General features: G+C 51.9%; 11 protein-coding genes and 2 pseudogenes. 4 read left to right on the top strand and 9 right to left on the bottom strand.

What is annotated here, in order from left to right; all coding sequences use genetic code 11:
- Window positions 1-253: 253 nt before the first annotated feature.
- The 3 genes and pseudogenes from BJF95_RS20775 to BJF95_RS24515 all read left to right on the top strand — a co-directional run.
- Window positions 254-928 (top strand): LON peptidase substrate-binding domain-containing protein, encoded by a 675-nt coding sequence (locus tag BJF95_RS20775; RefSeq protein WP_075641396.1) that lies wholly within the window; start codon window positions 254-256, stop codon window positions 926-928.
- Between the two features lie 15 nt (window positions 929-943).
- On the top strand, window positions 944-1,132 hold the full coding sequence (locus BJF95_RS20770) for a Trm112 family protein (protein ID WP_075641395.1): 189 nt from the start codon (window positions 944-946) through the stop codon (window positions 1,130-1,132).
- A 233-nt stretch (window positions 1,133-1,365) separates the two neighbouring features.
- Window positions 1,366-1,602 (top strand): annotated as a pseudogene (locus BJF95_RS24515) (IS481 family transposase); the annotation flags it as partial.
- A gap of 90 nt (window positions 1,603-1,692) precedes the next feature.
- Here BJF95_RS24515 and BJF95_RS20765 read toward each other — a convergent pair.
- Window positions 1,693-5,112, bottom strand: a complete 3,420-nt coding sequence (locus BJF95_RS20765; RefSeq protein ID WP_175577303.1) for a glycosyltransferase — start codon at window positions 5,110-5,112, stop codon at window positions 1,693-1,695.
- A 147-nt stretch (window positions 5,113-5,259) separates the two neighbouring features.
- A pseudogene (locus BJF95_RS24510) lies at window positions 5,260-5,909 on the bottom strand (transposase); the annotation flags it as partial.
- A 350-nt stretch (window positions 5,910-6,259) separates the two neighbouring features.
- Between BJF95_RS24510 and htpG the strand changes: the two are divergent.
- Entirely contained in the window at window positions 6,260-8,155 is a 1,896-nt protein-coding gene (gene htpG / locus BJF95_RS20755; RefSeq protein WP_075641393.1) for a molecular chaperone HtpG, read from the top strand.
- A gap of 70 nt (window positions 8,156-8,225) precedes the next feature.
- On the opposite strand, the gene bfr is transcribed toward htpG, so the two are convergent.
- The 7 genes from bfr to proB all read right to left on the bottom strand — a co-directional run bounded on the left by bfr (window position 8,226) and on the right by proB (window position 13,517).
- Window positions 8,226-8,711, bottom strand: a complete 486-nt coding sequence (gene bfr / locus BJF95_RS20750) for a bacterioferritin (protein WP_075641392.1) — start codon at window positions 8,709-8,711, stop codon at window positions 8,226-8,228.
- 253 nt (window positions 8,712-8,964) lie between these two features.
- Entirely contained in the window at window positions 8,965-9,297 is a 333-nt protein-coding gene (locus BJF95_RS20745; protein ID WP_245297392.1) for a (2Fe-2S)-binding protein, read from the bottom strand.
- A gap of 63 nt (window positions 9,298-9,360) precedes the next feature.
- Entirely contained in the window at window positions 9,361-9,843 is a 483-nt protein-coding gene (rlmH, locus tag BJF95_RS20740) for a 23S rRNA (pseudouridine(1915)-N(3))-methyltransferase RlmH (RefSeq protein ID WP_075641391.1), read from the bottom strand.
- Window positions 9,844-9,943: 100 nt separating this feature from the next.
- Window positions 9,944-10,420 carry a ribosome silencing factor gene (gene rsfS, locus BJF95_RS20735; RefSeq protein WP_075641390.1) on the bottom strand — a complete coding sequence of 159 codons (477 nt, stop codon included), beginning with the start codon at window positions 10,418-10,420 and terminating at the stop codon, window positions 9,944-9,946.
- Between the two features lie 23 nt (window positions 10,421-10,443).
- Entirely contained in the window at window positions 10,444-11,037 is a 594-nt protein-coding gene (locus BJF95_RS20730) for a nicotinate-nucleotide adenylyltransferase (RefSeq protein WP_425348720.1), read from the bottom strand.
- Between the two features lie 37 nt (window positions 11,038-11,074).
- Complete coding sequence (locus tag BJF95_RS20725; RefSeq protein WP_075641388.1) at window positions 11,075-12,358, bottom strand: glutamate-5-semialdehyde dehydrogenase; 1,284 nt, start codon at window positions 12,356-12,358, stop codon at window positions 11,075-11,077.
- Window positions 12,351-13,517, bottom strand: coding sequence for a glutamate 5-kinase (gene proB, locus BJF95_RS20720; protein WP_075641387.1), 1,167 nt, complete (start codon window positions 13,515-13,517; stop codon window positions 12,351-12,353). The genes BJF95_RS20725 and proB overlap by 8 nt, the downstream gene beginning before the upstream one ends.
- Between the last annotated feature and the right edge of the window lie 18 nt (window positions 13,518-13,535).

Raw genomic sequence — 13,535 nt, 5'->3', positions numbered from 1 at the left:
CATCCTTTCAACGAAAGGGTGGCGTGCTTCAGAGGTCACTCTCCTACAGGGCGTGTCAATGAACTTTCACGCTCTTGAGATTTGAAAGACTAGCGCCACATTAGAGTGTGTCGGAGAAAAGCGGAATACGGTTTTCTCGAACGACAAACGACGACAAAACAAGCCAAGGTCTTTGAGGGTCAAATTGAACCTGAAAGATGCTGGCAGTCATGAGGGTGAAGATGTCCTCAATCACCCTTAGAGGAGGTCAAGAATGCACGTTGGCAACGCACGATATCTGACAGCGGAAGATCTGCCGGAAACCCTGCCGGTCTTTCCTCTGACGGGCGGCTTGCTTCTGCCCGGCGGTCAGCTTCCCTTGAATATTTTTGAGCCACGCTATCTGGAAATGTTTGATCACGCGCTGCGCACCAATCGATTGATCGGCATGGTGCAAGTGTCCTTGAACGAACCCTTTGAGATCTCGCCGGGTATGCCGGCCTTGGCGCGCGTTGGCTGCATTGGCCGCATCACCTCGTTTTCCGAGACCGGCGACGGGCGCTATATCGTCTCGCTCAGCGGCGTATGCCGCTTTCGGGTCATGGAGGAGATCAAATCCTCCCATCCGTTCCGCTGCGCCCATATCTCGCCCTTTATGAGCGATCTGACCGCAAAAGACGAGGAAAGCACGGTTGATCGTCAGCGTCTTCTGGCCGTGTTTCGAGCCTATCTGGAAGCCAACAGGCTCGAGGCCGATTGGGAAAGCGTGCAGCGGGCAAGCAATCTCACGCTGGTCAATTCTCTCTCGATGATGTCTCCTTTTGGACCGGCAGAAAAACAAGCCTTGCTGGAGGCACCCGATTTGAAAACTCGCGCCGAAACCTTGATCGCGATCACCGAGATTTATTTGGCCCGCGATTACGGTGATGCGGATACGATCCTGCAATAAACAAGAGGTGCCCCTATGGAGCGTCGCGTCAATGGCGTTGATCCGAAAATGCTGGAATTGCTGGTGTGCCCGCTGACAAACGGACGGCTGACACTCGACCGCGAGCGCAACGAACTGGTGTCAGAGAGGGCTAAACTCGCCTATCCGATTCGCGACGGCATTCCGATCATGCTGGATTCGGAAGCCCGGAAAATTCTGGATTGAACCCAAGCCTCATATTGAAGGCAGGACTTGGCATGTGTCTCAATTGGCATGTGTCTCAAACTGTTTGCCGAGGGGCAGGCTACGGTCGACACATGACTCACCGTTTAGCGCCAGATTTGCACGCGGCAAGATAGAAACAAAAGCAATCACGCATCGTCTATCTGTCTGAATATACACTTTAATGGCGCATTATTTTTCCTTTGAAGGCAAGGTCAATCGGCCAAGCAATGTAAAACAGTCAAACGAGTCTGCGAATGCTCTCAATGCGCTAAGGGATTGATCAGAGGACTGTTGCCAACTGGGAGAAGAACGTCTGTGGCTGATCTGCCCACCGCCCCAAAAGCAGCACACTCGACAGTGCTGTCACCGGAGGCCGAAGCGGTGATCGTTGCGTTTTGCCGCGCCACACGCTCCGCGCTCTTGATGATTCTCTTTATGCCTCTCTACCGACGATTTCTCATCTGATGCGCGTAGGCATTCTGATCACAACAAAATTTCACAATGGCAAGAGTGGGCCGTCCACATATGTACGGTGAACTCGAGCGCAATCACAGACCTACTTAATTGACCGAGAATTGCAATTGCTCTGACAATCTTCGCGAGAAGGCAGACCGAGTAAAATGTTTTTCAAACACCAATCTACCGCCACGGCCGATCTCCTCACGAAGGTCGCTACTATCAATCAGTGACTGGAGGGCCTGTCCGATTTCATGTGGGCTGTTTTCTTCAAGAACAATCCCAGACTCCTTATGCACCAAGTAGGTAGACGTTCCAGTCGTGCGGCTGCAGACCAACGGCTTGCCCAACGCAAGTGCGTCAAGGGAAACCAAAGGAAGCGTATCATCTCTGGAGCAAACTAAGACGATATCGCATCGCTCAAGCTCTTCGAGATAGCCTTTATAGTCGAGTTCTCCATGTAAGCGAACATTATCGAATGATGTTACGATTCGATCTATTTCCGACTTGTAATTTTTATCAAGCGTTCTTCCATAAATATCAAGTTTAGCTTTATCTCTAATATCGTCTGCAATTTCTGCAAATCCTAGTACTGCCAGATCTTGCGCTTTACGGGGCTCAATTGATCCAAACAAACATATAGATATCCTTGGCGATCTAGGCATTATAGCCAAATCATCCACGCCGTATTCTATAATCTCGGGCACAATTCCGGCTTCGCGCAAATACCTGGCCGATTGCTCACTGCCGCACCAAACACCTTTAATTCCAGAAAGAGCTTTAACGAATTCTTCGTTGTGAGACACAAAGTGCCTCACCAGCTCGGTCTCATGAGCATATAAATAGACGTCAGCGCTTTTACTTAACTCGGAAGCCGCTTTCCAGCAAACGATAGTATTCGCAATAACGACATCAAACCCTCCCAAAACAACCATCGATGCTTCGTGCGCGATTGCTATCAATGGGTCGACTATAACCGCAAAACCTTCGTTACTCAAATGATGGCGATAATGGCCGTCCGCAGGGGATGCAACGACCACTCTGCAGCCAGAGCGGCGTAACATAATGGCCAAATCATAGACTAGCTTGGGTGCGCCACTCCCGCTCAGATCATGTGAAATGATCAAGACGTCGCGGTCACCAGAGGCTTGGGGTTGTGGGGGGTAAAAATCAAATGGCTCTTGGGAATCGATGAATGTAAGGTCACGGATTGATTGCGGAAAATAAGGATCACGAGCTATATAATTTCCCCACCTATGAATGAGATAGGTGTCAATTTTTTCTTTCTTTTTTTCGATCTTTTTTTGCGAAGATAACTGTTCCTCAGCTCCAATCGAAACATGCCCGATATGAAAAAGGCTGGCGTATGGCGTGTAAACGCAGGTAAAGCCGGCCTCACGAATCTTAAAGCAGAGATCCACATCAGAATGATTTATCGGAGTGTTAATCGCGTCATAGCCACCCACGTTATCAAAAATTTCCCGGGGTATGGCAAGTAAAGCTCCGCAGATAAGCGAAACCTCGCGCAAGCACTGTGCAAAATTAAAGTGAGCACCAGTATCACTCGGATAGGTATGAAATGCAGTCCCCACAAATCGTCTTACGCCTGTGACCATGCCTGCATGTTGAATCGAGCCATCTTCGTATAGCAATTTCGGCCCAACCGCGCCCACGTTTGGGAAAGAAAAACATTCTAGTATGGCTTCTATCCAATCCGGCGTGATGACTCGAACATCGTCATTGAAGAATATAACATATTTGCCTGATGACGCTTGTGTGCCCGCATTGCACTTATCCGAAAAATTAAAGGGCTTGTCATATCTTTTCCAAATTAGATTTTCATTTGAATAAAATACATTTAAATCGTCAACAATAACGCTATTTGTGACAACTACTATTTCATAATTTTTATATGTGGAAAGCGATATTATAGAGTCAATCGATTGGCGAATGTTTTCTTTATTGTCCGAAGGTATAATTATCGATACCTTATCATTCGACACCGTTATTTTTAGTCTGTTAGCCGTCGGAAGTGCCGATACTTCGCCATTCAGCGACTGCCGATCAGCCGCATCTTTGAGTGCAGCGATGTTAGATATTCTAGCAGTTGGCTTACCCCCCATTGAGCCGGAGGTTGGAATCATCCGCCAGCAGTACAAATATTTTTCAACATGTACTATATTTTTCGCGCATTCAGACATTCGAAGCGCAAGGTCATAGTCTTGGGAAAAGTCATACTCTGAGCGGAAGCCACCAAGCTTGTTTACCAACGATCTCCGATAGAGTGTGAGATGGCCAGTGTACATGTAATTTACTAGAAGCAAAGGCGACCAGTCAGGCTTCGCGAAAAGGTCTGACACGTTGTTGTCAACGTCAATTTTACATTCATCACTATAAAGCCAATCAGGAAAATTATTTTCATTGATAGCCTTAACCATTTCGGCGAGAGCGTCGGAGGTGATTAAGTCGTCATTGTCAACCAAAGCAACATATTCCCCCCGTGCCATTGTTAGGCAGTCATTCGTGGCAGCGGATATGCCTCCATTTGCAGGACGAAAAGCGACATCGATACGCGAATCGAGACTTGCAATTTCACCAAGTACGTCTCTTAGTTCGGTATTGGTCGATGCATCATCCACCAAACAAAGCTGCCAATTCGTGTAATTTTGCCTCAAAACTGACTGCACCATCTCTCTGAGAAGGTGAGCATCGACATTATAAACCGGCGTTAGAATCGATATAAGTGGACCCGAAACATTCGGAGCAGACCTCGGCGCACGCTCCAATCTCTCTCTTATATCCGCACAAGTATTATGGATTTTTTGCTCGATTTGGGCCGCCCGAAATCTACTTCCGTTTCCGGTGCGTCCATTTTCATTTGCAAATTCTGCCGAATTTCGCTGACGCCCTTCATGTTGGCCATGCCGCAAATAATGCAACAACGGATCGATAGCTGCCCGTCTTACGTCAGGATAAGCCTCATAATAGAATACAGGATCGAAGTCGGCGTGAGGCGATATCATCCCCAATCCACCGTACCGGATGTAATGCTCGACAGGGTCGAGTATAGACGCCCCCATTTTCCCCGCATAATAATTTTTATCAAAATTTTCGGAATTTTTTATTAAGTAATAGCTCGAAATAAAAACACGCAGGCTTTCAGGAAGGTTTTCCTTTTCCAGTATGTTCTTTATTTTCTCTGTCGATGGGTAATTTGAATGAACTGCCTCGACATGTTTATTACCTACGTCGACGCTATGCATAACAGGATTTATATCAAGATCGATTATGGATGGATATTCAACAATGTAAGCGACCGTATTGATCTTGCTAGAAGGATTTCTCCCTTCTTTCCAGCCCACAGAACTATAATGGTTCCAAGCGTCAACACCAGACCTTCTCACATCTGGATAAGCAGAGTAATAATATTTACTATCAAATAATGATGTATAGCGTTTTTCAAATACGTTTTCTCGTTTAATGCGAGAGGAAATATACCTAATCTTATCACTAATGAGCTTCATATTCAGACGCCTTGTAACAATATTTGCTGCAGCCATAGAGATTTTGGTTGCGTAAGCTTCGATATCTTGGAGGGTTTATCTGTAATTTTTCCACCTTGCAAGATTGAGACTATGAGCCGTGCGCTAAAAGCCTGACTCAGAAAGAATTCATCGACAGCAATATCTTGCCAGTCGCTTTGTCATGATACGGATGTAGACGATGATGATGCATTCTTTGACGGATGCAATGGATTTTTCTTACTCCTTTGCCAGCCCACGTTTTCTGCCAAGCAATACAAAAATGCGCTCGACGAGCCAACTTCGGGAAGAAGTTCAAATCCGTTGACCTTATCTTTTCGCGTAATGATTTCCAGCGCCCACTCGCCAACCTTCTTTAACCAGCCTCACAGCATGCCGCCTGCAGAGAAGCCATACGGCAAAAACATGGAGAAACAACGGCCAGCGACGTTTGATTGTCTCGAGAAGATCCGGCACGCCATCACGGTCTTGGATGTCCGCACTGTGAACCACAAGACCGAGCGTGTCGACAACGATGTTGCGGTCCTTGATCTTCTTACCCACGACATAGCCGCTACTCTCTCCACTTTCAATGGTTTTAACGCTTTACTGTCCATCACTCACCGATGGTGAAGCTTCACGCCCCTCAAGTTCATCGGTATCCTTGACCAGAGAATGATTGATACAAGTCCATAAAAACCCATGGCCCGTCATTCATATAAATAACCCTGCACCGTCGAATAAGGCAGGACGTCCTTTCACAAAATCCGCCATTGGCAACCTGTCGAAGCAATGTAGAAGATCCAAAGTTCCCGGCACCAGCTTTGGCTTGGGCGCATCTGTGCCAGACTGTATTGAAAGTGTTAATTTCAAGTCCCGATAACCTTCGTCTATCCGCCCGTATGATTGTCCACATCAGCATTGATCCAGACAGTCAAATCACTGCGTCTCCGAAGGCTTTCATTCTATACGGCATAGATCGTGATCTTGAATTTCTGCCATAGTATCTTGTGTCGGCGGTGTTCATTGTGCTTATACGGCATCCAAACTATCCTGTGAGCAGAAATGATCGCCGGATAGAGGAAACTCGTGATTGGTGCAAAAACACCTGTCCGCTTCACCTTCTAACTGATTGGGGAGATAGAGAGAAATGTCGACTGCTACCGCTGAGAAACCAGCAGAAGCCCATGTCTTCGAGGCCGATGTCGCCCGCCTGCTGCATATGATGGTCCATTCGGTTTATTCCGACAAGGATGTGTTCCTGCGCGAATTGGTCTCCAATGCCGCCGATGCTTGCGAAAAGCTGCGCTATGAGGCCATTTCCACTCCGTCGCTTTTAGCTGGCGACCCTGATGCTCGCATCATGCTGGTGCTGGATGCAGACAACAATCGTCTGGTTATTGAAGACAACGGCATTGGCATGAGCCGCGCTGAATTGATTGAAGCGCTGGGCACCATTGCCCGTTCAGGCACCCGCGCCTTTATGGAGCGCATTGAGGCCAGCAAGGCCGCCGAGGGCGCACAGCTGATTGGTCAGTTTGGCGTTGGCTTCTACTCGTCTTTCATGGTGGCTGAGCGCGTTGATGTTGCCTCGCGCAAGGGCGGCGAGGATGAGGCATGGCTGTGGTCATCCGACGGCAAGGGCAGTTATGAAGTTCGCCCGCTGGATCTGGCGGATGCGCCAACGCGCGGTACCCGCATCACCCTGCACCTGATGGAAGATGCCAAGGATTATACCCGTCGCGGCAAGGTGGAAGCCATTGTCAAGCAACAGTCCGGCCACGTGCCAGTGCCAATCATGCTGTATGACAAGCCCGATGAAAAGCCAGCGCAAATCACCGACGGCACAGCACTTTGGACCAAATCCAAGAACGACATCACCAAGGAGGAATACGCGGATTTCTACCATGGCGTATCAGGCCAATATGACGACCCGTCCCTGACCGTGCATTTCCGCGCCGAAGGCCGCCACGAATACACCACGCTGGCTTTCGTGCCGACCACGCCACCGTTTGATCTGTTTGATCCCGACCGCAAAGGCCGGATGAAGCTTTACGTCAAGCGCATTTTCATCACCGATGATGCCGAGCTTTTGCCGCGTTACCTGCGCTTTGTGCGGGGTCTGGTGGATACCTCCGACCTGCCGCTGAACGTTTCGCGCGAGATGATTCAGGAGAGCCCGATTCTGGCCGCCATCCGCAAAGGCGTCACCAACCGCGTGCTCAGCGCCATTGAAAAACAGGCCAAGGATGATGCGGATGCCTACCAGACGTTTTGGAACAATTTTGGCATTGTGCTGAAAGAAGGCCTCTACGACGATTACGAGCGCAAAAGCCAGTTGCTGGGCCTCGCCCGCTTCCGCACCACCACGTCCGGCGAAAATCAGCGCTCCCTGGCCGATTATGTCAAGGATGCCAAGCCCGAGCAAAACGCCATCTATTACCTGACCGGCAGCAGTGTTGAGCAATTGCGCGTCTCTCCGCAGCTCGAAGGTTTTAAGGCTCGCGGCATTGAAGTGTTGCTGCTCGCCGATCCGGTTGACAGCTTCTGGGTGATGAATGCGCCGGAATTTGAAGGCAAGAGCTTTAAATCTGTGAGCCAGGGGGCTGCTGATCTGGCGCAATTTGCCAAGCCGGAAAGCGCTGAGGAAGAAAAAACGCCAGAAGCAAAGGCCGAGATTTCAGGGTTCGTCGCTCTGGCCAAGGAGCAATTGCGCGATGACGTGTCTGACGTTGTCGCCTCTGATCGCCTCACCGAAAGCGCTGTCTGCCTTGTGGCTTCTGAGAGCGGTTATGATCGCCAGCTGGAAAAAATCCTCGCCGGTGCTGGCCAATTGCAGGCAGCAAGCAAGCCGGTATTGGAAATCAACCCAGACCACATCCTCATCAAGGCCATTGCCTCGGCTGGAAGCAGTCCTGCCCTGCAACAGGATGCCGTTCACCTGCTCTACGATCAGGCTCGCATTCTGGACGGCGATAAGCCTGCCGATCCACGCGCTTTTGCCGAGCGCATGGGGCGGCTGTTTGAAAAGGCGTTGAAGGCATAAAACCTTTCCAGCGGACAAAAAAAGGCCCGGTTTGCTTGCACAGACCGGGCCTTTTCTCAATCCAAATAGGTTATTCGCTGGCGTCAGCCGAGTCAGCATTGAGCTGACCGTATTTTTCTTCGCCAAGCTTGGAGAACAGTTCCAGCTGAGTTTCGAGGAAATCGATATGGCCTTCTTCGTCGATCATCAGCTGTTCGAACAGCTTCATGGAGACATAGTCGCCAGCCTGATGACAGATATCGCGGGATTCCTTGTAAGCGGTACGAGCTTCGTATTCGCCAGCAAGATCAGCTTCCAGCACTTCCTTCACGGTCTGGCCAATTCGCAGCGGAGCAAGGGTCTGAAGGTTTGGATGACCTTCGAGGAAGATGATGCGCTCAATGATCTTGTCAGCGTGCTGCATTTCTTCGATCGATTCAGCCCGTTCCTTCTTGGCCAGCTTGGTAAAGCCCCAGTCTTCCAACAGGCGGAAATGCAGCCAATACTGGTTGACGGCACCAAGCTCCAGAAACAGTGCCTGGTTCAAACGTTCAATAACTTTTGCATCGCCCTTCATCGGAGGACTCCCTTATACGTGTTTTAATCTCATCTCTTCCTCGAACCACCATGGCATAGAGGAAAACAGTTATATTTCAAATCGCTACAACAGCTGCAGCCGAACCGGCGCATCCCATTGCCCTCAGCTATAAAAGCAGGATTGCCCGGAAAAGTCGAGTGTCATATTTAGAATCATTCCAAACAAAAGGGGAAAACGGATAAAAAGAAAGCCCCGGCTGGAACCGGGGCTTGTTCATGATCCAAAACCAGCCTCAAGCAGATCGGTTAACCCGATTGCGACGCTCGATAATTTCGGATTTCTGCTCTTCCTGAAAGCGCTTCAAACGCTCCATGAAGTCCACAACCTTATCGCCGTCCGTTTGGCGCGCCGCATGATAGGCCTGTGTGGTGGAGACAATAATATCGACAACATTGGGGAAACAACCGCAGCAACGGCCGCGCTTTTCCATCGCATGATAGACCTTGACCGGCACAATCAATTGCCAACAGTCTTCATCGAGAAATTCCGTGATGGTGTCGCGGATCTCTTTTTCAGTGATGTAATTGCAGCTACAGACCAACATTTCGGCATGCCTATCAAACATGACATTTACTATCGTGATTTATGCCGAAACAAGACCCCTTTTGTCAAGAAAGAAATCTGAGCTTTATGAGCGATGATAGGGGTGGCCGGATAGAATCGTCACAGCCCGATAAAGCTGCTCGGCCAACAGGATACGCACCACCTGATGCGGCCAGGTCATTTTCCCAAGGTTAAGGGTGAGATCGGCGCGATCACGCAAGGCCGGGTCCAGCCCATCGGCACCGCCAATGATCAGCACCATATCGCGGCGGCCACGGTCTTTATGATCACCAACATAGGCTGCAAATTCTTCGCTGTCCCAGCTTTTGCCGCGTTCATCCAGTGCCACCACCAGCGCATTGTCTGGTAGCGCTTTTTCGATCTGCACCGCTTCTTCACGCTTACGGGTAGCCGCATTCGAGGCGCGGCTTTCCACCAGTTCGGTGACCCGTGAGAAATCAAGACCGCTGGCTGGGCCTGCCTTGGCAAAGCGGTCCAGATAGCGAGACACAAGATCTTTCTCAGGCCCGGCTTTCAACCGGCCAACGGCAACAATGCCTACGCGCATAGAAACTCTCTTCAGGCGACAGTGATATTTACGCCATCCATAGAGATCAGCCCACCCCCTGTCGACCCTCAGCGGTGGTCGCAGTCACCAAAGCTTCTATTTAGTGCAAACGACCTTCGTCGATATCCGGGGCCGACCACATCTTTTCGATGTTGTAGAATTCGCGGATTTCAGGACGGAAGACGTGGACGATAACATCTCCACCGTCGATCAGCACCCAATCACCGGCTTCAGCGCCTTCAACGCGCGGTGCGCCAAGGCCTTCCTGCTTCAGATCGGTGACGAGATGTTCGCAGATCGCCATGACATGGCGGGATGAGCGACCGGATACGACCACCATGTAGTCGCCAATCGCGGATTTTCCAGCAATGTCGATGGAAACGATATCTTCTGCTTTTGAGTCCTCAAGACTAGCAAGGACCAGCTCAAGCGCGCGGGCAGCGGCAGTTTCGCCACGTTCCGGGCTGCGGGGTGTCGCGATCGCGTCGCGTCCCTTGAAGTGTACTGTTGTCAGTGTTCGACCTTTCCGAAAGTAACAGCACGAAAACGACTCACGGCACCCATTGCCCTGAGCCATACTTATAAGGTGGCATTGAATGGTTAATCTTTCAAGACAGGCTTCTCACGAAGTGCGGTAGAACTGAGCGTTGAGCGGGGACCATGAATAAAGGTCCAGGCCGGTGCCTTCTTTTTCCAAAGCACGCCCGCGTCCGATTCATCCACGCGGGCATAGCCAAAACTATGGGCCATTTTGGAAGAAAGATAGGAGAGTGTCGCCCCCGGCCGGTCAATCACCGCAATGGGAAAGGTCGTGGCGATCTTTTCCCAATTCTGCCAATGGTGGAAGGATTTCAGATTATCCGCCCCCATCACCCAGACAAAATGCACATGCGGGTTCAAACGCTTCACATGGGCCAACGTGTTGGCCGTATAGCTGCTGCCCAGCTCGCGCTCAAAGGCTGTGATTTTAATGCGCGGGTCTTCGGCAATCTGCTCGCACAGGGCCAAACGCTGTGACAATGGAGCCAAACCATTGTGGTTTTTCAGCGGATTTCCCGGCGTGACCATCCACCAGAGTTGATCCAGCCCCAGCCTGCGCAAAGCAATTTCGGCCACCAGCACATGGCCCTGATGCGGCGGATTGAACGATCCGCCGAACAGGCCAATGGCCATGCCGCGCTCGGTATGCGGCATCCGCAAATAGTGAGCGTCTATTCTCTGTTCTGGCACGTTAGGGCCGTATTTGCCCGGTGCCACGCACCCGGTATTTAAACGAGGTCAATTGCTCAACACCCACTGGCCCGCGCGCATGCATCTTGCCCGTAGCAATGCCGATTTCGCCGCCCATGCCAAATTCGCCGCCATCAGCAAATTGGGTTGATGCATTGTGCAGCACAATGGCCGAATCCACCTCATTGAAGAAGCGCTCCACAACGTCTGGGTCTTCGGCAATCACCGCCTCGGTATGGTTGGATGAATAGTGAGCGATATGATTGATTGCCCCGCCAACGCCGTCGACAATCGCCACCGAAATGATGGCATCGAGATATTCCGTGCGCCAATCCTCTTCGTCGGCGGGTTTGAAAAACGGCAGCACTTTCAGCACGGTGGCAGAAGCACGCACTTCGCAGCCAGCCTCGGTCAGCGCCTCCAGAATGGGCTGCAAATGCGTGCCCAAAGCCGCACTGTCGACCAGCAGGGTTTCAGCCGAGCCGCAAATTCCGGTGCGGCGCATCTTGGCATTGACGACAATTTTCTTAGCCATCTCCAGATCGGCGGAAGCATCGACATAGACGTGGCAAATGCCTTCAAGATGCGAGAAAACCGGCACCCGCGCTTCTGCCTGCACTCGTGCCACAAGGCTTTTGCCGCCGCGTGGCACAATCACATCCACCGTGCCGCCAAGGCCGGAGAGCAAAGCGCCCACGGCTGCGCGATCGGTCACCGGCACCAACTGAATGGCTGTCTCAGGCAAGCCCGCTGCCTTCAAACCCTCCACCATGCAGGCATGAATGGCGCGGGATGAGTGGGCCGAGTCTGAACCGCCGCGCAAAATCACCGCATTGCCCGCTTTGAGGCAAAGTGCTCCCGCATCTGCCGTCACATTCGGGCGGCTTTCATAAATCACGCCAATCACGCCCAAGGGGGTGCGCACGCGCTCAATATGCAGGCCGTTGGGACGATCCCACTCGGTGATCACCTCGCCAATCGGATCTTTCTGCGCTGCCACTTCGCGCAAGCCATGCGCCATGGCCGCAATGCGCTCATCATTCAACAACAATCGATCCATAAAGGATGCTGCGAGGCCTGCTTCCTTAGCCGCCGCCATGTCCACGGCATTGGCCGCGAGAATGGCGTCTTTGGAGGCTTCCAGCGCATCGGCCATGGCCAGAAGCGCTTTATTTTTCTGCTCCGGCGGTGCCATGGCCAATGGTCGCGCTGCTGCTTTGGCAGATTTGCCAATCTCTTGCATCAAAGCGTCAATCCCATTCGCCTCAGCGACCTTATCAAGCATGGATCTCGTCCTTCTTCTCTGTCTTCTTGCCCGTCGCTTCCGTCATCACCAGATCATCCCGGTGAATCATCGCAGCGCGTCCGGCATAGCCCAGCAAGTCTTCAATATCCGCCGATTTATGCCCGGCAATGCGCCGCGCCTCATCGGCGTCATAGCCCGCCAAACCACGGGCAATTTCGCGCCCTTCCAGCCCCACCACGGAAATCGTATCGCCGCGATGAAACTGACCGATCACGTCGCACACACCCGCAGGTAGCAGGCTTTTGCCAGCGTGCAAAGCCCGCTCGGCACCGGCATCGACTGTCAGCGTTCCGGCTGGCTGCAATTGCCCGGCAATCCACGTCTTGCGCGCTGTCACTGGCGTTGCCGATGGCGCAAACCACGAATGGGCAGCACCTTGGTCAATGCCCTTCAAGGGGTTAAAAGGCTTGCCAGATGTGATAATCATGGCGCAGCCTGCGCTGGTGGCAATCTTGCCCGCATCAATCTTGGTGCGCATGCCGCCGCGCGAAAAAATCGACGCCGCACCACCCGCCATCGCTTCAATCTCTGGCGTAATCTCGGCAATCACCGGAAGCAGCTTGGCCTCGGGGTCCAGATGCGGCGGAGCCGTATACAGCCCATCAATATCGGAGAGCAGGATCAGCAGATCCGCGCCCGTCATGGTCGCCACCCGCGCCGCCAGCCGATCATTATCACCATAGCGGATTTCGGTGGTGGCCACGGTGTCATTCTCATTGATGATCGGCACCGCACCCAGCTTCAACAGTTGGTTGATGGTGGCTCGCGCATTGAGATAACGGCGGCGCTCTTCTGTATCGCCCAGCGTCAGCAAAATCTGACCCGCAACGATGGATGAGCGCGACAGGCTCTCGGACCAATGCCGCGCCAACGCAATCTGGCCAACGGCAGCGGCCGCCTGACTTTCTTCCAGCTTCAAAGCACCCGGTGCCAGCGACAACACGGTGCGCCCCAGCGCAATCGCCCCCGACGACACCACCAACACCTCAACGCCGCTTGCGCGAAGGGCGGCAATGTCATCACAGACCGCATCCAGCCATTGATGTTTCAGCCCTGCCCCGTGGTCAACCAACAGGGCGGAGCCGATTTTAATCACAATGCGACGATAGCCGGAAAGTGAGGCAAGCGGTGCGCTCATTCCTCGTCCTCCTCAATC

Origin of the sequence: Rhizobium oryziradicis, assembly GCF_001939045.1 — a bacterium.
Classification (GTDB): Bacteria; Pseudomonadota; Alphaproteobacteria; order Rhizobiales; family Rhizobiaceae; genus Allorhizobium; species Allorhizobium oryziradicis.
This window is presented reverse-complemented; position numbering and strand designations above follow the sequence as displayed.